A 20,234-nucleotide genomic window follows, 5' to 3' on the forward strand; every position below is an offset into this window, starting at 1 on the left:
ACCCGCACAGTGCACACACAGAAATGTCATGGACGCGTCATAACAGTGGTGGCGGCCGCGGGCTGCGCCGCTCTCGTGCTGGCCGTGACCGGAACCGCCCAGGCCGCGGCCCCCCAACGGGTCGCGCCCGACCGGCAGGTGCTGGCCGCGAACGACGGCTGGGGAGCGGCCACCACCGGGACCAGCGGCGGGGCCGCCGCCGACGCCGCACACGTCTACACCGTCACCACCTGGGACCAGTTCAAGGCCGCCCTCGCCGACGGCGGCAACGCGCCGAAGATCATCAGAGTCAAAGGGACGATCGACGCGGACGGGCCCGGCTGTGACTCGTTCGCCGTGCCCGGCTACGACTTCGACGCCTACCTCGCCAAGTACTCACCGGAGGCCTGGGGCCACTCCACCAACCTCGACAACGAGCCCGACGACAGCCCGGAGGGGCTGCGCCGCGCCTCCCAGGCGCAGCAGGACGCCTACATCAAGGCGTACGTCCCGGCCAACACCACCATCGTCGGCATCGGCAAGGACGCCGGCTTCAAGGGCGCCAGCCTGCAGATCAAGGCCGTCGACAACGTCATCGTCCGCAACCTGAGCTTCGAGAGCCCCCTCGACTGCTTCCCGCAGTGGGACCCGACCGACACCGCCGACGGCAACTGGAACTCCGAGTACGACAGCGCGGTCATCTACGGGTCGACCCATGTGTGGATGGACCACAACACGTTCACGGACGGTGATCATCCCGACAGCACGCTCCCCTATTACTTCGGGCGGATCTACGAGCAGCACGACGGTGAACTGGACATCGTCAAGGGTGCCGACTACGTCACCGCCTCCTGGAACGTCTTCGCGGACCACGACAAGACGATCCTCATCGGCAACAGCGACAGCGCGTCCACCGCGGCCGTCGACCGGGGTCACCTCAAGGTCACCTTCCACCACAACCTGTTCTCCAACCTGGTGGAGCGGGCACCCCGGGTGCGGTTCGGACAGGTCGACTCCTACAACAACCACTTCGTCGCCGAGGACGGCTACGGCTACAGCTACGGCATCGGGATCGAGTCCCAACTCGTCGCCGAGCACAACGCGTTCACCCTCCCCGACACCGTCAAGGCGGGCTCGATCCTGAAGAAGTGGAACGAGTCGACGCTCACTGCCGACGACAACTACGTCAACGGTGAGCCGACGGACCTGATCGCCGTCCACAACGCGCAGATCCCGGCCGAGACCCTCACCGCCGGCTCCACCTGGACCCCGACCCTGCGGACGAGGATCGACCCGGCGCAGGCCGTGCCGCGCATCGTCGACTGCGGCGCGGGCGCCGGTCACCTGCGCTGACGCGCGTCCGTCGCGGCCGGGGCGCCCACCGGAGGCCGCCCCGGCCCCACCCCACGGCAAGGAGTACCGCCACCCCTCTCTCCCCTGAAGGAGCACCCGCATGTCCTCGCCCCACCCTCCCCTGTCCAGACGGGGTTTCCTCACCGCGGGCGCCGGGGCGGGCGCCGCGCTCGCACTGGCCGCCCTGCCCGCACAGGCAGCCGCCCGCCCCTTCGGGCGGTACGGCTCCCCGGAACGCCGCCGCAGTCCGCAGACCCTGTACGTCGACCCGCACGGCCGCGGCGACTTCACCACCGTCCAGGCGGCCGTCACGGCCGCCGCCGGCAGCGGCTGGGCCCTGGTCCTCGCCCCGGGCGTGTACCGGGAGACGGTCGCCGTCGACACCACCCGCACCGAGGCCACCTGGATCGGCGCCGCCGAGAACCCGGGTGCCGTCGTCATCGTCCACGACCACGCGGCCGGTACCCCCAAACCCGGTGGCGGCACGTACGGCACCACCGGCTCCGCCACCACCACCGTGCAGGCCGACGGCTTCACCGCCCGCTGGATCACCTTCGCCAACGACTGGCTGCGCGCCGACCACCCCGACATCACCGCCACCCAGGCCGTCGCCCTCAAGGTGCAGGGCGACCGCAGCGCCTTCCACCACTGCCGGTTCCTCGGTCACCAGGACACTCTGTACGCTGATTCGACGGCCCTGGGTGTGTTCGCCCGGCAGTACTTCGAGCACTGCTATGCCGAGGGTGACGTCGACTTCGTCTTCGGGCGGGCCACCGCGGTGTACGAGGGGTGTCACTTCCGCCCCCTGAACCGGACCGATCTGACCGCGGCTCCGTACGGGTTCGTGTTCGCGCCGTCCACGGCGGCCGCCAACCCGTCCGGCTACCTGGTGTCCCGGAGCCGGGTCAGCAGTGAAGCTCCGGACACCTACTACAAGTTGGCCCGCCCCTGGGTGCCCAGCTCCGACACCACGGCCCGCCCCTCGCTCGTCGTCCGCGACTCGTACCTCGGTCCGGGCATCGACGCCGTCGCGCCCTACACCAACATGTCGGACGCCTTCCCCTGGCAGAGCCAGCGCTTCGCCGAGTACCGGAACTCAGGGCCGGGTGCGGTGATCACCGCACCCGGGAACCGGCCCCAGCTCACCACCGAACAGGCCGGGTCCGCCACCCGGGAGGCCTACCTCGGTGACTGGACTCCCTGGAAGGAGTGCTGAGGTGCCGACCCGACGCGCACTTCTCGCCGCCGGAGCGGCGGCGCTGGCCACGGGACCGGTCACCGCCTTCACCCACGACCGCCGTGTCCTGCACGTCCGCCCCGGTGACTCCGTCCAGGCGGCCGTGGACGCGGTGCCGGGCCCCGGGTGGACGATCGTCGTGCACCCGGGGACGTACCGCGAGGTCGTCGACGTGCCCGCGGACAAGACGCAGTTGACCCTGCGAGGAGCGAGCCGCGACCCCCGGGCCGCCGTCATCGTCCACGACAACGCCAACGGGACGCAGAGACCGGACGGTTCGGGGACCTACGGCACGGCCGGCTCGGCCACCTTCACCTCGGCGGCGCCCGGCCTCGTGGTCCGCGACCTCACCCTCGCCAACGACTGGCTGCGCGCCGACCACCCGGAGATCACCGGGACCCAGGCCGTCGCCGCGTACCTGACCGGGGACCGTACGCACGTCGAGAACGTGCGGCTGCTCGCCCATCAGGACACGCTGTTCGCCGACACCACCGAAATCGGTTCCTTCGGCCGGCAGTTCTTCCACCGCTGCCACATCGAGGGCGACGTCGACTTCGTCTTCGGGCGGGCCACGGCGGTGTACGAGCACTGCCACTTCCGCACCCTGCAACGGGACGTGGCCTTCACGCCCAAGGGCATGGTGTTCGCCCCTTCGACCGCCCGTGCCAACCCGCACGGGTTCCTCGCCGTCCGCTGCCGGTTCTCCTCCGGCGCGGAGGACGGGGCGTACAAGCTGGCGCGGCCCTGGGTGCCGACGTACGAGACCACCGCCTGGCCCTCGCTGGTCGTGCGGGACAGTCTCATCGGCCCCGGGATCGACCCCGTCGCGCCCTACACGAACATGCGGGACGCCTATCCCTGGCAGTCCATGCGGTTCGCGGAGTACCGCAACTCCGGGCCGGGCGCGGTGATCACCGTCCCCGGGAACCGGCCGCAGCTCACCGCCGCCGAGGCCGCGTCGCACACCCCCGCCACCTACCTCGGCGACTGGAAACCCGTCCGCCCCCTCTGAATCCCTCTGATCGACGAAAGGACCCGCACGTCATGCGTCGTATCAGCACCTTCACCGCCCTCGCCGTGACCACGGCATCGCTCGGCCTCGCCGTGTTCGCCACCCCGGCGCACGCGGCCACCGTCGTGGTCAGCAACTCCACCGACCTGTCCAACGCCGTCAAGAACGCCACCGCCGGCGAGGTCATCCAGGTCCGCGGCGGCACCTACTACCCGACGGCCACCCTCCAGTCCACGGTCAACGGCACCTCCTCCGCGCCGGTCACGCTCACCGCGTACGGCTCGGAGACGGTCAAGATCGACGGCTCCTCGCTGCCCTCCGGCCAGTGGATCTTCAAGCTGACCGCGGACTACTGGAACGTCTCCGACATCACCTTCCAGAACTCCCCGGACAGCGCGGTGGTCTGCCAGTCCTGCACCGGCACCAACTGGACCGACATCAAGACCATCAACGGCGGCGACTCCGGCTTCACGCTGACCGGGGACGGGACCGTGAACAACACGGTCAGGAACCTCGACTCGTACGGCAACTACGACGCCGCCACGCACGGCCAGAACGCCGACGGGGTCGCCATCAAGTTCGGCTCCGGCACCGGCAACCTCGTCACCGGAGCCCGTCTGTACAACAACTCGGACGACGGGATCGACCTGTGGTCCTTCTCCTCGCCGGTCACCATCGAGCACACCTGGTCCTTCGGCAACGGCGTCAACCGCTGGGGCGACTCCGCCTTCGAGGGCAACGGCAACGGCTTCAAGCTGGGCGGCAACGGCGTCACCGTCGCGCACGTCGTCAACAACTCGGCCGCCTGGGGCAACTCCGGCAACGGGTTCACCGAGAACTCCAACACCGGCGCGATCGTCATCAACCGCACCACCGCCTACGCCAACGGCGGCTGGGGCTACTACTTCGCCACCAGCGCGGCCCGGCTCGGCAAGAACCTCGCGGTGAGCAACGGCAGCGGGCTGGTCAGCAAGGGCTCCTCGGTGGTGTCCGCCGGCAACAACTGGGACAGCGGCATCAGCACCCCGGCCTTCAAGTCGACGGACGCCTCGACGACGTACAACGCCCGCCAGTCGGACGGTTCGCTGCCGGCGACCACCTTCCTGACGACGGGGAGCACGACCATCGGGGCCACCATGAACTGAACCGGAGACAACCGGAGACAACCGGAGACAACCGGAGGGTCTCCTTCCAGGGCGCTTGACCCGCTTTTTGCCCGCCGATGAGATATCGATCAGGCAACGGGTCTCGCGCCCACCCCGGTGACGCGCGTAGAACTCCTGTCATGCATAAGTCACTTCGTTTTGCGGCGATCGCCTCGGCCTGTGTGCTCGCCGGCGGTGCCCTCTACGGCGCCGGCGCCGCCACGGCCGGCCAGTCGACCGCGAACTCCACCCACGAGCCGTACAACATCGGGCTCCTGGTGAAGGACATCGACACCTACTACGGCACCGCCGCCGACGCCAACGGCGTCTACCAGGCCTCGCCGACCAGCCCGTACGCCAACGACCTGGCGCGCATCGACGCGGACGCCAAGCGCTACATCGACCGGGCCGCGCGCAAGGCGCACCGCAAGGGCGAGAAGCCCGCGGTCGTCTTCGACATCGACGACACGCTGCTGCTCAGCCTGGACTACGAGAAGCGCTACAACTACACGTACAACTCGACCACGTGGGCGGACTACGTCAACAAGGCCGACCGTCCGGGCGTGTTCGGCAGCGCCGAGCTCGTCCGGTACGCGCAGAGCGAGGGCGTCGAGGTCTTCTACAACTCCGGTCTCAGCGAGGCGCAGCGCACCGCCGCCGTCGAGAACCTGAAGAAGATCGGCGCCGACGTCAACCTCGACGCCGCCCACATGTTCCTCAAGGACAAGGCCAACCCGCCGTCCTACCTGAGCGCCTGCGCCACCCCGGGCACCTGGACCTGCACGACCGTGCAGTACAAGTCCGGCACCCGCGAGCACATCGAGAAGGACCTCGGGTACGAGATCGTCGCCAACTTCGGCGACCAGTACTCGGACCTGGACGGCGGCTACGCGAACCGTACGTACAAGCTGCCGAACCCGACGTACTTCGTGTCGTAGTCGAGAAGGACGGCAACCCTTTCCGGCCACTGCGGCGACTGGGAGACAGAAACGGGCCGGGGCGGCCCCTCCGGCCCGTTTCGCTCCCTCGTCGAACACGTCCAGCACGCCCTGGACGTCAAGGAAAGGAATGACCAGTGCGCTTCAGCACCGGACGCCACCGCAGGACGCGTACCCTCTCGATCGCCGCGGCGGTGGCCGTCGCCGCGGGGGCGGGCGGCGTCTACCTCGGCCTGTCGAACGGCGGTGCCCAGGCCGCCACCAGCACGGTCACCGTCTCCACCACCGCCCAGCTGGAGTCGGCCGTCGCCAACGCTGTCGCCGGCACCGTCATCCAGGTGCGGGCGGGTACCTACTACCCGACCGCCACCCTCAAGTCGACGGTGAGCGGCACCGCTTCGAACCGCATCACGCTCGAGGCGTACAGCGGTGAGAAGGTGAGGATCGACGGTTCCAAGCTGCCCGCCGGCCAGTGGCTCACCGGGATCTACGGCAGTTACTGGACCGTCCAGGACCTCACCTTCCAGAACTCCCCGGCCCAGGGCTTCGTCGTCACCTCGTCCACGGGCGGGATCTTCAAGAACCTCGTCACCGCGGACAACGGCGACTCCGGGTTCACCCTGCGCGGCGACAACACCGTGAACAACCTCGTCCAGAACCTGGACAGTTACGGGAACTACGACAAGGCCGGGCACGGGCAGAACGCCGACGGTATCGCCATCAAGTTCGGCTCGGGCACCGGCAACAAGGTGACCGGCGCGCGCCTGTACAACAACTCGGACGACGGGCTGGACCTGTGGCAGTTCTCGTCCCCCGTCAGGATCGAGCACAGCTGGGCCTTCGGCAACGGCAAGAACCGCTGGAACGACTCCGCGTTCGAGGGCAACGGCAACGGGTTCAAGCTGGGCGGCGGGGGCGTCGCCGTCGCGCACGTCGTCAACGACGACGCGGCCTGGGACAACACGCTGAACGGGTTCACCGAGAACTCCAACACGGGTGCGATCGTGCTGAACCGCAACACCGCCTACGCGAACGCCCAGGCCGGGTTCTTCTTCGAGACCGGCAAGGCCCGGCTGGCGCGGAACCTGGCGGTGGGCAACGGAGGCGGGGCGGACAAGCGGGGGGCCAGGGCCGTGTCCGCCGCGAACAGCTGGGACGCCGGGGTGGCCACGCCGGCCTTCAAGTCGACGGACGCGACGTCCGCGTATGCGGCGAGGCCTACGAGTGGGGCGTTGCCGGTGACGGTGTTTCTGACCACCGGGTCCACGACGATCGGCTCCACCATGGACTGACGGGTGCGTCGCGGGGTGCGCGGCCGTTGGGGCTGGTCGCGCAGTTCCTCCCCCAGCCTTCGGCCGGGGGATCTCCAGCGCCCCTAAAGGGCGCGGAGAGGTGCTGTTTTCCTATGAGTCGCCGTCGGCTGTCGTGTGCGTCGCGAAGTCGCCCGTCACCGCGTACTGCTTGCCGCTCGCGGTGCCCGTGATCGTGTAGGTGTCGTTCTTCGCGTCGCGGCCGCCCTGCCGGTGGTTGTACTGGCCCGCGAACACCCACTCGCCGACCGCGACCTTGCTGCCGGGCTTGAGCGTCCAGGTGTAGACCAGGAAACCGTCCTGCTCGGTGACCGTCTGCGTGAAGTCGGTCTCCGGCAGCGAGCGCCAGGCCCCCGCGTTGGACACCCCACCTGTCTGGGCCACCTTCAACTGCACCGTGAGCGCCGTCAGCTGCCCGGAGGTCTTCAGGGTCACGTCGGACTGCGCCCAGAAGTCGTTGCTGTGCGGGTCCACCGAGCCGTCGGACCAGAGCGGGCCGTCCTCCTCGCCCTTCGCGACGGGTGCCGCGGGGGTGGCGGAGGTCTTCGGGGCCGACGAGGGCGTCGAACTCGCCTTGGGGGACGAGTGCGTCGAGGTCACGCCGGGAGCGGGCGGGGCGGCCGTGCGGGACGGCGGGCGGCTGGTCGCGTCCGGGGACGCGGAGGGCGTGGGCGACACCGCGACCGTCTTCTCGGTGGGCGGGTCCTTCACGGCCGAGGCGACGGCGTAGCCGCCCACCCCGAGGACCGCGGCGACCGCGGCCGTGGCGCTGACCACCCGGACCCACCCGAACACGGGCGGAAGGGTGGCCCGATGGCTCGGGCGGCCCTGTGCGGCCATGCCCCGCTCGACCCGGGCCAGGATGCGGGCGCGGTCGGGTTCGTGCGCCTCGGCCGCCTCGTGCAGCCGGGCGCGCAGCTCGTCGTGCACGTCCTGCTGCCTCATCGGTTCCTACCTCCGCTCTCGCCGGTCCGGGGCGCCATCGCCGCGTGCACCCTCTGCGGAACCCCCTGGGACCCGCCGAGCAGCCGTTGCAGCTCCGCCATGCCCTTCGACGTCTGGCTCTTAACGGTACCCACCGAGATCCCCAGGGCGAGCGCGGTGTCCTTCTCCGACAGGTCGAACGCGTGCCGGAGCACCACACACGCCCGCTTGCGGAACGGCAGGCGTGCCAGCGCCCCCTGGACGTCCACCACTCCGGCGACGTCCGGATTCTCGGTGGTCTCCTCGCGGTGCGACCAGAACAGGGCGATACGGCGCCGCTCGCGCACGGCGCTGCGGATGCGGGTGCGGGCCAGGTTGGCGACGACACCCCGGGCGTAGGCCACCGGATGGTCGACGGCCCGCACCCGGTCCCAGCGGTGCCACAGCGCCAGCAGGGCGTCGGCGGCCAGGTCGTCGGCGGCGTCCGCCTCGCCGGTCAACAGGTGTGCGAGACGCGAGAGTTCGGCGTAGTGGCGTTCGAAGAAGGCATGGAACTCCACGGAGGCGGCGTCGTCGACGACTGTGCCCACGGGTGACCTCTTCTGTCAGGGATTCTGTGTCATGTAGATGACATGCGGTGACATATGGATGTCCGGAGGAACGTTCCGGCGAGATCCGGAGCGTAGCAGTGATCATTTCGTGTGTGCCGTACGGGGGTTCGGTGTGCTCCGTGCGAGGGGCCGGACGCGGTGTGGTCCACCGAACCACACCGAGCCCGATTCCGTAACACGGGGAAGACCTGAAACCGGTGCGACGCGGGAACAATCCAGCCAGCATCCGCACACGCACGCTCAGGGGACGAGGAGTTCGACCATGTCCGAGACGCAGAAGGCGGCCCGGCCGCAAGGAGCCGCGCCACCTGCCGGGAACGGCGTCGACCGGTTCTTCAGGATCTCCGAACGGGGATCCACCTTCGGCCGGGAGATACGCGGCGGCTTCGCCACGTTCTTCACCATGGCCTACATCCTTGTCCTGAACCCCATCATCCTCGGCAGCGCCAAGGACAAGTTCGGCCACACCCTCGACACCGGCCAACTCGTCACCGCCACCGCGCTGGTGGCCTGTGTGATGACGATCATCATGGGCGTCGGCGGCAACCTGCCGCTCGCCATCGCGGCCGGCCTCGGCCTCAACGCCGTCGTGGCCTTCCAGCTGGCGCCGCTGATGAGCTGGTCCGACGCGATGGGCCTGGTCGTCCTCGAAGGACTGCTGATCTGCGTGCTGGTCCTGACCGGTCTGCGCGAGGCCATCATGAACGCCATCCCGCAGCAGCTGAAGCAGGCGATCGGCGTCGGCATCGGCCTGTTCATCGCCTTCATCGGCTTCGTCGACGCGGGCTTCGTCAGCCGGATCCCGGACGCAGCGGACACCACCGTGCCGGTGCAGCTGGGTGCCGTCGGGCGGCTCACCGGCTGGCCCGTGCTCGTCTTCTGTATTGGCGTGCTCCTGACCATCGCGCTGGTCGCGCGGAAGGTGAAGGGCGCGATCCTGATCAGCATCGTCACGATGACCCTGGTGGCGATCGTCATCAACTCCGCCGCCGACATCAAGAGCTGGGGCCTGACCACGCCGAAGATCCCCGACAAGGTCGTGGGCACGCCCGACTTCGGGCTCATCGGTCACTTCAGCCTGTTCGGCGGCTTCGGCAAGGCCGGTGTCCTCACCGCCGTGCTGCTCGTCTTCACCCTGATCCTGTCCGACTTCTTCGACGCCATGGGCACGATCGTCGGCATCAGCGCGGAGGCCGGGCTGCTCGACGAGCAGGGGCAGGTGCCGGGCATCGGGCGGGTGCTGTTCATCGACGGCGCGGCGGCGGTGGCCGGCGGCCTCGGCTCGGCCTCCTCCAACACGGCGTACATCGAGTCGGCGGCGGGGGTGGGGGAGGGGGCCCGCACCGGCTTCGCCAACCTGATCACCGGCGGCCTGTTCGGTCTCGCCCTCTTCCTCACGCCGCTGCTGACGATCGTCCCGCTCCAGGCGGCGGCGCCCGCGCTGATCGCCGTGGGCTTCCTGATGATGACCCACGTCAAGCACATCGACTGGGACAAGTACGAGATCGCGATCCCGGCGTTCCTGACGATCGCCGCGATGCCGTTCACCTACTCCATCACCGACGGCATCGGGGCGGGGTTCCTGGCGTACGTCGTGATCAAGGCGGTGCTGGGGAAGGCGAAGGAGGTCAACTGGCTGCTGTGGGCGGTGTCCGCGCTGTTCCTGGTGTACTTCGCGATCGATCCGGTGGAGCAGGTGCTCGGCGTGAAGTGAAGCGCCCCGAAGGGGCGCCGGGGGTCCCCCCGGCCGAAGGCTGCGGGAGGAACTGCGCGACCGGCCACGACGAAACCCGCGGCCGATCGCGCAGGGAACCCCCTAGTTCTTCAACGCCGCTTCCATCATGGCCTTGGCCACAGGCGCCGCCAGCCCGTTGCCGCTGACCTCCGACCGGGCCGCGTCCGACTGCTCGACCAGGACCGCCACCGCGACCTCCTTGCCGGTGCTGTCGGACTTGCCGAACGACGTGAACCAGGCGTACGGCGTCTTGCTGTTGTTCTCGCCGTGCTGGGCCGTGCCCGTCTTGCCGCCCACCGTCACGCCGTCGATCTTCGCGTTCGTGCCCGTGCCCTCCTCGACGACCGTCTGCATCGCGGACTGGAGCTGCTCCGCGGTCGAGGAGCTGACGATCTCGTTGCTGCTCGTGTCGTCGTCGTAGTTCTTCAGCACGTCGCCGCCGCTGTCGGTGATCTGCGAGACCATATGCGGCGAGACCAGCTTGCCGCCGTTGGCTATGGCGGCCGACACCATGGCCATCTGGAGCGGGGTCGCCGTGACGTCGAACTGACCGATGCCGGAGAGGCCGGTCTGGGCCTTGTCCATGTCCGACGGGTAGACACTGGCGTAGGTGCGCACCGGCACGTCCTGCTTGGCGTCGTTGAAGCCGAACTTCTCGGCCATCGCCCTGACCTTGTCCTGGCCGAGGTCGACGGCCATCTTGCCGAAGACGTTGTTGCAGGAGTAGCGCAGGGCGGTGCGGATGGAGGCGTCCTCGCAGGGCGCCGAGGTGCTCTCGTTCCTCAGCGGGGTCGTCGTGCCGGGCAGGGTGTAGGGGTTGGGGCTGTCGGTCTTGGCGTCGACGTTCGCGTAGAGACCGTCCTCCAGGGCGGCCGCCGCGACCACCAGCTTGAACGTCGAGCCGGGCGGCAGGGGCTGGCGCAGCGCCCGGTTGGTGAGCGGTTTGTCGCTGTCGGCGTTCAGCTTCTTCCAGGCCGTACCGGCGGTGTTCGCGTCGGTGAGCGCGGAGGGGTCGTACGACGGGGTCGACACAACCGCGAGGATCTTGCCGGTCTTCGGGTCGATCGCGACCGCCCCGCCCTTCTTGCCGCCGAGGGCCTGGTACGCCGCCTTCTGGACGGCCGGGTCGATCGTCGTGATCACGTTGCCCGGTTCGGCGCGCTGGTCGGTGACCGTGTCCATCACCGTCTTGAGCCGGCTGTCGGTGCCGTTGAGCAGGTCCTGGTAAACGCCTTCCAGCAGGGTCGGGGCGTAGGCCTGCGAGGCGTAGCCCGTCACCGCCGCGTACAGCTTGCCGTTCGTGTAGGTGCGCTTGTACTTGAGGTCGCTGTTGCTCAGGGTCTGTGCCGAGCCGGTGATCGACTCACCGGCCACGATGATGTTCCCGAGCGGCTGCGAGTACGTCTCGATCGCATTGCGCCGGTTGTCTGTGTCGTCCGCGAGGGCCTGACCGTCGTAGAACTGCACCCATGTCGCCCTGACCAGCAGAGTGACCACGAGCAGCAGCGCGAAGACGGACGCCCGCCTGATCGTCTTGTTCATTCCGCTCAGACAGACGATCGAAAGCGGGGTCCTCGTTCCCGTACGACCGAATTCTCATCGGCCGCTCATGCGGGGGGCCGGAAACCTAGAGCCGCCGCGTGGCCAGTGTCAGGCGGTCCCGGGCGTCGAACAGGGCGTCCTTGATCATCTGTTCGTGGGCGGGGGTGAGGCGGGCCACCGGGACCGAGCAGCTGATCGCGTCGCGCGCCGGGGTGCGGTAGGGGATCGCCACGCCGAAGCAGCGCAGCCCCAGCGTGTTCTCCTCGCGGTCGATCGCGAAGCCCTGCTCGCGGATCTGGCGCAGCTCCTCGATGAGCTTCTCGCGGTCGGTGATGGTGTGCTCGGTCAGCGCCGGCAGGGTCTCCGGCAGCAGCTTGCGGACCTGCTCGTCGGTGTGGGTGGCGAGCAGCGCCTTGCCGAGCGAGGTGGAGTGCGCGGGCAGGCGGCGGCCGACCCGGGTGAAGGGGCGCAGGTAGTGCTGGGACTGGCGGGTGGCCAGGTAGACCACGTTCGTGCCGTCGAGGCGCGCCAGGTGGATGGTCTCCGTGGTGTCGTCGGAGAGCCGGTCAAGGGTCGGGCGGGCCGCCGCGACCACCTCGTCGCCGTCGATGTACGACGTGCCGACCAGCAGGGCCCGTACCCCGATGCCGTACCGGGTGCCGGTCGCGTCCGTCTCCACCCAGCCCAGCTCCACCAGGGTGCGCAGCAACATGTAGAGGCTGGACTTGGGATACCCGACGGCCTCCTGGACGGCCGCGAGGGAGTGCATACCGGGCCGGCCCGCGAAGTACTCCAGCAATTCCACGGTCCGAACCGCGGACTTGACCTGTGCCCCGCCGCCTGTCTCGCCTGCCGACATCGCCCTTGACCCCTTCGTTGGACGAGAAACCGAGGTTATAGTCTCCAACAGCATATTCATCATCAGAGACAACGTTCAGTATATCGAACGTCCCTGGTGAATGACCCGGATATGACCCGGGTACTGCGGCAGAACGCAACTCATGGAGGGACCCGCGGTGGCAGCAGCACCAGTCTGGAGCGTCGACCCGCGCACCGGGAAGCAGCGTGAACAGGTTGCGGTGGAGGCCACAGCCGAGGAGGTCGACGCCGTCGTCACGGCCGCGCACGCGGCCCGTGGCTCCCTCGCCGACCGCACGGTCCGCGCGGCCTTCCTGCGCTCGGCCGCCGCCGGACTCGAGGCGGCCAAGGACCGGCTGGTGGAGGCCGCCGACGCGGAGACCGCGCTCGGTCCCGTCCGGCTGACCGGTGAACTCGCCCGCACCGCCTATCAGCTGCGGGCCTTCGCCGACATCGTCGACGAGGGCGCCTTCCTCGACGTCATCATCAACCACCCCGACGCCACCGCCACCCCGCCCGTTCCGGACCTGCGCCGCTACAAGGTCCCGCTGGGTGTCGTCGCCGTCTACTCGGCCTCCAACTTCCCCTTCGCCTTCTCCGTCGCCGGCGGCGACACCGCGAGCGCGCTGGCCGCCGGGAACCCGGTCGTCGTCAAGGCCCACCCCGACCACCCGGCCCTGTCCGAACTGGTCGCCAAGGTGCTGCGCCGGGCCGCCGCCGGGCACGGCATCCCCGAGGCCGTGGTCGGTCTCGTGCACGGCTTCGAGGCCGGCATCGAGCTGATCAGGCACCCGCTGATCGCCGCCGCGGGCTTCACCGGGTCCGTCCGGGGCGGGCGTGCGCTCTTCGACGCGGCCGCCGCGCGTCCGGTGCCGATCCCCTTCCACGGCGAACTGGGCTCCCTGAACCCGGTTCTCGTCACCGAGGCCGCGGCCACCGAGCGGGCCGAGGAGATCGGCACCGGGCTCGCCGGCTCGATGACGCTGGGCGTCGGGCAGTTCTGCGTGAAGCCGGGCCTGGTGCTGGTGCCCGCCGGCGCCGCAGGTGACGGCCTGGTCAAGTCCCTCACCGACGCGGTCAGCAACACCGACGCGGGCGTGCTGCTCGACCACCGGATGCGGGACAACTTCGTCGCCGGGGTCGCCGAGCGCGCCGGACTCCCCGACGTGGAGAGCCCGGTGACACCGGGGGCGGGCGGCGAGCACACCGTGAGCGCCGGGTTCCTGACGGTGCCCGCGGGCAGGCTGGCCGAGGCCGGGGCGTACGACCTGCTCCTGGAGGAGTGCTTCGGGCCGGTGACCGTGGTGGTCCGCTACGAGGACCGGGGCGAGGCGACGGCGGTGCTGTCGCGGCTGCCGGGGAACCTCACGGCGACGGTGCACGTCTCCGCCGAGGAGGCCGCGGGGGAGGGGCTGGGGGCGGAGATCCTGGCGGAGCTGACGCCGCTGGCGGGACGCGTGCTGGTCAACGGCTGGCCGACGGGGGTCGCCGTGGCCCCGGCCCAGCATCACGGCGGGCCCTACCCGGCCACCACGTCCACGTCGACTTCCGTGGGCGGTACGGCCATCGAGCGGTGGCTGCGGCCGGTGGCCTATCAGGGGGCGCCCGCTGCGTTGCTGCCGCCGGAGCTGCGGGACGAGAACCCGCTGGGGCTTCCTCGGCGGTTCAACGGGGTTCTGGAGCGGTAGCGCAGTGGGGGCGTGGGGTGGTTCGGCGGCTGCGGGTTGTCCCTGGTCGCTCGCGCAGTTCCCCGCGCCCCTCCGGGGCGCGTGCACCTGACACAATCCGACCATGGACGTCGAACTTCCCGAACTTCCTTTTCTTCTCCGTACCTACGGGCCCGACGGGCACTGGTTCCATGAGGACGGGGTGCTCACCGGGTGGGCCGGGGCCCGGCAGGATCGGTTCGTGCCACCGACCGGGGAGGCGCTGGATCCCGCCTCGGACGCGCCCCGGCTGCTGGGGGCACCCGAAGGGGACTTCCAGCTGATCGCGCGGGTCACCGTCGGGTTCGGTGCCGCCTTCGACGCCGGTGTGCTGTACGTCCACGTCGGCGACCGGGCCTGGGCCAAGCTCTGTCTGGAGAACTCCCCGGACGTGCCCACCGTCTGCACGGTCGTCACCCGGGGCCACTCGGACGACGCCAACGCCTTCACGGTGGAGGGCAGTTCGGTCTGGCTGCGGATCAGCCGGACCGGCCGCGCGTTCGCCTTCCACGCCTCCCGGGACGGGAAGAAGTGGGTCTTCGTCCGGCTCTTCACCCTGGGCGGCGAGAAGGAGACGGAGGGCGCGCTGGTCGGCTTCATGACCCAGTCGCCGATGGGGGAGGGGTGTGTGGTGACGTACGACCACATCGAGTTCAGGCTCGACTGGCCGGCCGACCTGCGCGACGGCAGCTGATCACGAGGCTCTCCGCGAACGACCCGAGGGGCGCCCCTTACGGGGCGCTGCAGAACCGAGGTGACTCCCCCCGCGTCCTCAGTTGCATGATCAGTGACCACGTGAAAGGGCCCCGGGTGATCCGTACGGCCCTGTCCGCCGAGGCGGAGACCATCGCCGCACTGCACCACCGGGCCCGGTCGACGTACTACCCGGACGGCCTGCCGGACGACGGCGCCGACTGGACGGCCGCCTGGCGCGGGGCCGTCGAACGGCCGGACGGGCAGGTGCTGTGCGTGGTGGAAGGGGGGACGATCATCGGGGTCGCCTCCTTCCGCCCCCCGGAGGGCGCCGCTGCCGAAACGGTCAAGCTGTTCCAGTTCCACGTCGACCCCGAGCGCTGGCGGGCCGGTGTCGGTACCGCCCTGCACACCGCCTGTGTGGAGCAGTGGCGGGCCGACGGCAGGCGGACCGCCGTGCTGGACGTGCACGTCGACAACCGGCGGGCCCAGGCCTTCTACGCCCGCCAGGGCTGGGTGCCGGACCCGGAGAACCCGCCGGCCGAGGGGGACCACCACCTGTACCTGCGGTACGCGGTGGGCGGGGAATGAAACGGGTTGTTTGAAGGTTCAGGTAGTTGTAGAGCCGTTGTCGCTACCTGGAGAACCCACATGCGCGTCGAGATCTGGTCCGATATCGCTTGCCCCTGGTGCTATGTCGGAAAGGCGCGCTTCGAGAAGGCGCTCGCCGCCTTCCCGCACCGTGACGACGTCGAGGTCGTGCACCGCTCCTTCGAACTGGACCCTGGCCGCGCCAAGGACGACGTCCAGCCGGTGCTCGCCATGCTCAGCAAGAAGTACGGCATGAGCGAGGCCCAGGCCCAGGCGGGCGAGGAGAACCTGGGCGCGCAGGCCGCCGCCGAGGGGCTCGAGTACCGGACCCGGGGGCGCGACCACGGCAACACCTTCGACATGCACCGGCTGCTGCACTTCGCCAAGGAGCAGGGCCGCCAGGACGAGCTGATCCAGATCCTGTACCGGGCGAACTTCGCCGAGGAGCGGTCCGTCTTCAGCGAGGGCGAGGACCGGCTCGTGGAGCTGGCCGTGGAGGCCGGGCTGGACACGGCGGCCGTGCGCGCGGTGCTCGCCGACCCGTCCCGCTACGCCGACGAGGTCCGCGCCGACGAGCGCGAGGCCGCCGAGCTCGGCGCGAACGGGGTGCCGTTCTTCGTCCTCGACCGGAAGTACGGGGTCTCCGGGGCGCAGCCCGCCGAGGTGTTCACGCAGGCGCTCAGCCAGGCCTGGGGTGCGCGTTCCCCGCTGAAGCTGATCGACGAGGGTGGCGCGGAGGCCTGTGGGCCGGACGGGTGCGCGGTGCCGCAGAACTGAGAGAAGGTGCAGGTCAGGGGCGTCGTATAAGCGTCGCTTAGCGGATCCACGTAAAAATCCGCAATGGACGGGGGGTTCCCCGGACCGCAGAGTGGACGCATGGAGACCACGGAGACGTTCGAGAGCCTCGTCCGCGCCGAGTTCGCCCCGAAGACCACCTACCTCAACACCGCCAGCAACAGCCTGCTGCCCGCCCGTACCGTGGCCGCCCTGCACCGGGCGGCCCTGCTGCGGGCCGAGGGCCGGCCCCTGACCTCGCTCTACGAGGACGTGGAGGCGTGCCGGGCCGCCTATGCCCGGCTCGCCGGCGTCCCGGCGACCCGGGTCGCGGCGGGCGCCTCGGTCGCCGCGCACTCCGGCGTGATCGCCGCCTCGCTGCCGGCCGGCGCCGAAGTCCTGACCGCCGAGGACGACTTCACCTCCGTACTGAACCCGTTCCACGTCCGCGGCGACCTGAAGGTCCGCGCGGTGCCGCTGGAGCGCATCGCCGAGTCCGTGCGTCCGGACACCGCCCTCGTCGCGGTCAGCGCGGTCCAGTCGGCGGACGGCCGGCTCGCCGACCTGCCCGCGCTCCGCGAGGCCGCCCGCGCGCACGGGACCCGCACCTACGTCGACTTCTCCCAGGCCGCCGGCTGGCTGCCGATGGACGCCGACGCGTTCGACTTCACCGCGACCGTCTCCTTCAAGTGGCTGCTCGGCCCGCACGGCGTGGCCTTCCTCGTGCTCCCCGAGGACTTCGGCGGCCTGACCCCGCTGCTCGCCGGGTGGGTCGCGGGCGAGGAGCCGTGGGACAGCTGTTACGGCCCGGTCGCCGAACTCGCCCACTCCGCACGGCGGTTCGACCTCACCCACGCCCTGTTCACGTTCGCCGGCCTGCGCCGCTCGCTCGGCCTGATCGAGGAACTCGGCGTGCCCGCCGTGCACGCCCACGACGTGGGCCTCGCCGACCGGTTCCGCGCCGGGCTCGCGGCCCTCGGGCACGAGCCGGTGCCCGCCCCCGGCTCGGCGATCGTCTCGGTCCCCGGGCTCGGCGCCCGCCAGCCCGAACTGAGCCGGGACGGCATCGAGGTCTCCAACCGGTCCGGCAACCTGCGCGCGGCCTTCCACCTCTTCAACACGCCGGCGGACGTGGACCGCCTGCTCGGCGCCCTCGCGGGCTGACCTGGGGGCACGGTGAAACGCCCCGGGGGCCGCCACGTCCGACGTGGCGGCCCCCGCGGCGAACGACGCGCTCAGCGGATCGGCGTGAAGTCCCGCGCCCCGATGAACTCGGGCCTGCGCACCGGCGCCGCGAACGGTTCCACCGCCGTGTTCTCCACGCTGTTGAACACGATGAAGACGTTGCTGCGCGGGAACGGCGTGATGTTGTCCCCGCTGCCGTGCATGCAGTTGCAGTCGAACCAGGTCGCCGACCCGGCCCTGCCGGTGAACAGCCTGATGCCGTGCCGCGAGGCCAGTTCCGTCAGGGCCTCGTCGGAGGGCGTGCCCGCGTCCTGCATCTGCAGCGACTTCTTGTAGTTGTCCTCGGGCGTGGCGCCGGCGCAGCCCAGGAACGTCCGGTGCGAGCCCGGCATGATCATGAGGCCGCCGTTGGTGTCGTGGTTCTCGGTCAGGGCGATCGAGACGGACACCGTGCGCATGTTCGGCAGGCCGTCCTCGGCGTGCCAGGTCTCGAAGTCCGAGTGCCAGTAGAAGCCGCTGGCGCCGAACCCGGGCTTGACGTTGATCCGGGACTGGTGGACGTACACGTCCGAGCCGAGGATCTGCCGGGCCCGGCCGACCACCCGCTCGTCGTGCACCAGGTTCGCGAACACCTCGCTGATCCGGTGCACCTCGAAGACGGACCGGATCTCCTTGGACTTCGGCTCCACGATGGAGCGTTCGTCGGCCCGGATCGCCGGGTCGGTGATCAGCCGCTCCAGCTCCCGCTGGTAGACGGCGACCTCGTCGTCCCCGATGAGCTGGTCGACGGTGAGGAAGCCGTCGCGCTCGAACGCCTCCAGCCGGTCCGTGGCGATCGGTCCGGGCGCGCCGGGTGCCGACCAGACGACGGGGTCCTTGCGGGGGACCGAGACCTCGACGGGGCCGCGGCTCGGGTAGAGGTCGGTGATCGTGGTCATGGTCAGCCCTCCTCCGTCAGCAGGGGATAGACGCCGTTCTCGTCGTGGTCCTCCCGGCCGGTGACCGGCGGGTTGAACACGCAGATGCAGCGGAAGTCCTCCTTGACGCGCAGCGTGTGCCGCTCGTGCCCGTCGAGGAGGTACATGGTGCCGGGCGTGATCGTGTACGACGTCCCGGTCTCGCGGTCGGTCAGCTCGGCCTCGCCCTCGACGCAGACGACGGCCTCGATGTGGTTGGCGTACCACATCGACGTCTCGGTGCCCGCGTAGAGGATCGTCTCGTGGACCGAGAAGCCGACCCGCTCCTTGGCGAGGACGATGCGTTTGCTCTCCCAGGTCCCGGACGCGGCCTTCACATGGCGGTCGGTGCCTTCGATCTCCTTGAACGAACGGACGATCACGGTTCTGCGATGCCTCCTAGCTGGTGTTTCAGATGGTTTCCCGGACGGCCCGGGCGAGGATGCTCAGCCCCTCGTCCAGTTCCGCCGGGGTGACGGTCAGGGCGGGCAGCAGCTTGACGACCTCGCTCTCCGGCCCCGACGTCTCGATGAGCAGCCCGAGTTCGAAGGCGCGCCTGGCGATCCGCCCGGCCCGCTCCTTGTCGTGGAACTCCAGGCCCCACACCAGGCCCCGCCCCCGGTACTCCCGCACGTCGGCGAGGTTCTCCTCGACGATCGCGATGAGCCCCTGCTCGACCTGCTCGCCCTTGGTCCGGGTCTGCTTCTCCATCGCCGGGCCGTCGGCCCAGTAGCTCTCCAGGGCAGCGGTCGCGGTGACGAAGGCGGGGTTGTTGCCGCGGAAGGTGCCGTTGTGCTCGCCCGGCTCCCACACGTCCAGCTCGGGCCGGAACAGGCACAGCGACATCGGCAGCCCGTACCCGCTGATGGACTTGGACACGGTGACGATGTCCGGGACGATGCCCGCCTCCTCGAAGGAGAAGAAGGCGCCGGTGCGGCCGCAGCCCATCTGGATGTCGTCGACGATCAGCAGCATGTCCTGCCGCTCGCAGAGCGCCTTGAGGGCGCGCAGCCACTCGGGCCGCGCGACGTTGATGCCGCCCTCGCCCTGCACGGTCTCCACGATCACCGCGGCCGGCTTGTTGAGCCCCGACCCCTGGTCGGCCAACAGCCGCTCGAACCAGAGGAAGTCCGGCACGGTCCCGTCGAAGTAGTTGTCGAACGGCATCGGCGTCCCGTGCACCAGCGGGATCCCGGCCCCGGCCCGCTTGAAGGCGTTGCCGGTGACGGCGAGCGAGCCGAGGGACATCCCGTGGAAGGCGTTGGTGAACGACACGATCGCCTCGCGCCCCTTCACCTTCCGGGCGAGTTTGAGCGCCGACTCGACGGCGTTCGTCCCCGTCGGCCCCGGGAACATGACCTTGTACGGCAGCTCGCGCGGCCGCAGCACCAGGTCCTGGAAGGTCTGCAGGAACGACCGTTTGGCCACCGTCGACATGTCGAGGCCGTGGGTGACGCCGTCCCGTTCCAGGTAGTCGAGCAGCGCCCGTTTCAGTACGGGGTTGTTGTGGCCGTAGTTGAGTGATCCGGCGCCGGCGAAGAAGTCCAGGTACTCGTGGCCGTCCTCGTCGTACATGCGGCTGTCCCGCGCCCGGTCGAACACGGTCGGCCAACCGCGGCAGTAGCTGCGAACCTCGGACTCCAGGGTCTCGAAGACGCCGAGGTCGGGCTGGATGATGGTCACGG

General features: G+C 70.0%; 19 protein-coding genes. 12 read left to right on the forward strand and 7 right to left on the reverse strand.

What is annotated here, in order from left to right; translation table 11 throughout:
- The first annotated feature begins 9 nt into the window (after positions 1–9).
- The 6 genes from ACFY6U_RS15875 (at position 10) to ACFY6U_RS15900 (ending at position 6,956) form a co-directional block, all read left to right on the forward strand.
- Complete coding sequence (locus ACFY6U_RS15875) at positions 10–1,332, forward strand: polysaccharide lyase family 1 protein (protein WP_390038450.1); 1,323 nt, start codon at positions 10–12, stop codon at positions 1,330–1,332.
- Positions 1,333–1,432: 100 nt separating this feature from the next.
- Positions 1,433–2,548, forward strand: coding sequence for a pectinesterase family protein (locus ACFY6U_RS15880; RefSeq protein ID WP_390038452.1), 1,116 nt, complete (start codon positions 1,433–1,435; stop codon positions 2,546–2,548).
- Position 2,549: 1 nt separating this feature from the next.
- Complete coding sequence (locus ACFY6U_RS15885; protein WP_390038454.1) at positions 2,550–3,581, forward strand: pectinesterase family protein; 1,032 nt, start codon at positions 2,550–2,552, stop codon at positions 3,579–3,581.
- Positions 3,582–3,613: 32 nt separating this feature from the next.
- Positions 3,614–4,726 carry a chondroitinase-B domain-containing protein gene (locus ACFY6U_RS15890; protein WP_390038456.1) on the forward strand — a complete coding sequence of 371 codons (1,113 nt, stop codon included), beginning with the start codon at positions 3,614–3,616 and terminating at the stop codon, positions 4,724–4,726.
- Positions 4,727–4,866: 140 nt separating this feature from the next.
- Positions 4,867–5,664: an HAD family acid phosphatase gene (locus ACFY6U_RS15895; RefSeq protein WP_390038458.1), complete on the forward strand. Its 798-nt coding sequence runs from the start codon at positions 4,867–4,869 to the stop codon at positions 5,662–5,664.
- A gap of 137 nt (positions 5,665–5,801) precedes the next feature.
- The gene (locus ACFY6U_RS15900) at positions 5,802–6,956 is read left to right on the forward strand and encodes a right-handed parallel beta-helix repeat-containing protein (RefSeq protein ID WP_390038460.1); all 1,155 of its coding nucleotides are present in this window, start codon (positions 5,802–5,804) and stop codon (positions 6,954–6,956) included.
- A 111-nt stretch (positions 6,957–7,067) separates the two neighbouring features.
- Here the strand turns inward: ACFY6U_RS15900 and ACFY6U_RS15905 are convergent, their stop codons facing one another.
- Positions 7,068–7,919: a hypothetical protein gene (locus ACFY6U_RS15905; protein ID WP_390038462.1), complete on the reverse strand. Its 852-nt coding sequence runs from the start codon at positions 7,917–7,919 to the stop codon at positions 7,068–7,070.
- Positions 7,916–8,488 carry a SigE family RNA polymerase sigma factor gene (locus ACFY6U_RS15910; RefSeq protein ID WP_390038464.1) on the reverse strand — a complete coding sequence of 191 codons (573 nt, stop codon included), beginning with the start codon at positions 8,486–8,488 and terminating at the stop codon, positions 7,916–7,918. Before ACFY6U_RS15910 ends, ACFY6U_RS15905 begins: the two co-directional genes overlap by 4 nt.
- A gap of 283 nt (positions 8,489–8,771) precedes the next feature.
- Here ACFY6U_RS15910 and ACFY6U_RS15915 point away from each other — a divergent pair, with 283 nt between their 5' ends.
- On the forward strand, positions 8,772–10,223 hold the full coding sequence (locus tag ACFY6U_RS15915; RefSeq protein WP_390038466.1) for an NCS2 family permease: 1,452 nt from the start codon (positions 8,772–8,774) through the stop codon (positions 10,221–10,223).
- Between the two features lie 102 nt (positions 10,224–10,325).
- Here ACFY6U_RS15915 and ACFY6U_RS15920 read toward each other — a convergent pair whose 3' ends face one another.
- Both ACFY6U_RS15920 and ACFY6U_RS15925 read right to left on the reverse strand, forming a co-directional pair.
- Positions 10,326–11,786: a peptidoglycan D,D-transpeptidase FtsI family protein gene (locus ACFY6U_RS15920; protein WP_390038468.1), complete on the reverse strand. Its 1,461-nt coding sequence runs from the start codon at positions 11,784–11,786 to the stop codon at positions 10,326–10,328.
- An 85-nt stretch (positions 11,787–11,871) separates the two neighbouring features.
- Entirely contained in the window at positions 11,872–12,645 is a 774-nt protein-coding gene (locus tag ACFY6U_RS15925) for an IclR family transcriptional regulator (RefSeq protein WP_234539677.1), read from the reverse strand.
- Positions 12,646–12,802: 157 nt separating this feature from the next.
- On the opposite strand from ACFY6U_RS15925, the gene ACFY6U_RS15930 reads away from it, so the two are divergent.
- The 5 genes from ACFY6U_RS15930 (at position 12,803) to ACFY6U_RS15950 (ending at position 17,572) form a co-directional block, all read left to right on the forward strand.
- Entirely contained in the window at positions 12,803–14,332 is a 1,530-nt protein-coding gene (locus ACFY6U_RS15930) for an aldehyde dehydrogenase (NADP(+)) (RefSeq protein ID WP_390038470.1), read from the forward strand.
- Positions 14,333–14,435: 103 nt separating this feature from the next.
- On the forward strand, positions 14,436–15,044 hold the full coding sequence (locus ACFY6U_RS15935; RefSeq protein ID WP_390038472.1) for a DUF1349 domain-containing protein: 609 nt from the start codon (positions 14,436–14,438) through the stop codon (positions 15,042–15,044).
- Positions 15,045–15,130: 86 nt separating this feature from the next.
- Positions 15,131–15,634, forward strand: coding sequence for a GNAT family N-acetyltransferase (locus ACFY6U_RS15940; RefSeq protein WP_390038474.1), 504 nt, complete (start codon positions 15,131–15,133; stop codon positions 15,632–15,634).
- Positions 15,635–15,694: 60 nt separating this feature from the next.
- The gene (locus ACFY6U_RS15945) at positions 15,695–16,411 is read left to right on the forward strand and encodes a DsbA family oxidoreductase (RefSeq protein ID WP_390038476.1); all 717 of its coding nucleotides are present in this window, start codon (positions 15,695–15,697) and stop codon (positions 16,409–16,411) included.
- A gap of 99 nt (positions 16,412–16,510) precedes the next feature.
- The gene (locus tag ACFY6U_RS15950; RefSeq protein WP_390038478.1) at positions 16,511–17,572 is read left to right on the forward strand and encodes an aminotransferase class V-fold PLP-dependent enzyme; all 1,062 of its coding nucleotides are present in this window, start codon (positions 16,511–16,513) and stop codon (positions 17,570–17,572) included.
- A 71-nt stretch (positions 17,573–17,643) separates the two neighbouring features.
- Here ACFY6U_RS15950 and thpD read toward each other — a convergent pair whose 3' ends face one another.
- From thpD to ectB, 3 genes are read right to left on the reverse strand one after another with little or no spacing between them, the layout of a single operon-like run.
- Entirely contained in the window at positions 17,644–18,531 is an 888-nt protein-coding gene (gene thpD, locus ACFY6U_RS15955; RefSeq protein WP_390038480.1) for an ectoine hydroxylase, read from the reverse strand.
- A gap of 2 nt (positions 18,532–18,533) precedes the next feature.
- Positions 18,534–18,932, reverse strand: a complete 399-nt coding sequence (locus tag ACFY6U_RS15960; RefSeq protein ID WP_351496114.1) for an ectoine synthase — start codon at positions 18,930–18,932, stop codon at positions 18,534–18,536.
- A gap of 28 nt (positions 18,933–18,960) precedes the next feature.
- Positions 18,961–20,232 (reverse strand): diaminobutyrate--2-oxoglutarate transaminase, encoded by a 1,272-nt coding sequence (gene ectB, locus ACFY6U_RS15965; RefSeq protein WP_390038482.1) that lies wholly within the window; start codon positions 20,230–20,232, stop codon positions 18,961–18,963.
- Between the last annotated feature and the right edge of the window lie 2 nt (positions 20,233–20,234).

The organism is Streptomyces sp. NPDC013157 (assembly GCF_042899865.1).
GTDB lineage: Bacteria > Actinomycetota > Actinomycetes > Streptomycetales > Streptomycetaceae > Streptomyces.

Coding starts and splice junctions, on each gene's coding strand:
- ACFY6U_RS15905 (WP_390038462.1), bottom strand. CDS start 7,919: ATGAGGCAGCAGGACGTGCACGACGAGCTGCGCGCCCGGCTGCACGAG.
- ACFY6U_RS15880 (WP_390038452.1), top strand. CDS start 1,433: ATGTCCTCGCCCCACCCTCCCCTGTCCAGACGGGGTTTCCTCACCGCG.
- ACFY6U_RS15950 (WP_390038478.1), top strand. CDS start 16,511: ATGGAGACCACGGAGACGTTCGAGAGCCTCGTCCGCGCCGAGTTCGCC.
- ACFY6U_RS15935 (WP_390038472.1), top strand. CDS start 14,436: ATGGACGTCGAACTTCCCGAACTTCCTTTTCTTCTCCGTACCTACGGG.
- ACFY6U_RS15890 (WP_390038456.1), top strand. CDS start 3,614: ATGCGTCGTATCAGCACCTTCACCGCCCTCGCCGTGACCACGGCATCG.
- thpD (WP_390038480.1), bottom strand. CDS start 18,531: ATGACCACGATCACCGACCTCTACCCGAGCCGCGGCCCCGTCGAGGTC.
- ACFY6U_RS15895 (WP_390038458.1), top strand. CDS start 4,867: ATGCATAAGTCACTTCGTTTTGCGGCGATCGCCTCGGCCTGTGTGCTC.
- ACFY6U_RS15940 (WP_390038474.1), top strand. CDS start 15,131: ATGATCAGTGACCACGTGAAAGGGCCCCGGGTGATCCGTACGGCCCTG.
- ACFY6U_RS15920 (WP_390038468.1), bottom strand. CDS start 11,786: ATGAACAAGACGATCAGGCGGGCGTCCGTCTTCGCGCTGCTGCTCGTG.
- ACFY6U_RS15925 (WP_234539677.1), bottom strand. CDS start 12,645: ATGTCGGCAGGCGAGACAGGCGGCGGGGCACAGGTCAAGTCCGCGGTT.
- ACFY6U_RS15945 (WP_390038476.1), top strand. CDS start 15,695: ATGCGCGTCGAGATCTGGTCCGATATCGCTTGCCCCTGGTGCTATGTC.
- ACFY6U_RS15915 (WP_390038466.1), top strand. CDS start 8,772: ATGTCCGAGACGCAGAAGGCGGCCCGGCCGCAAGGAGCCGCGCCACCT.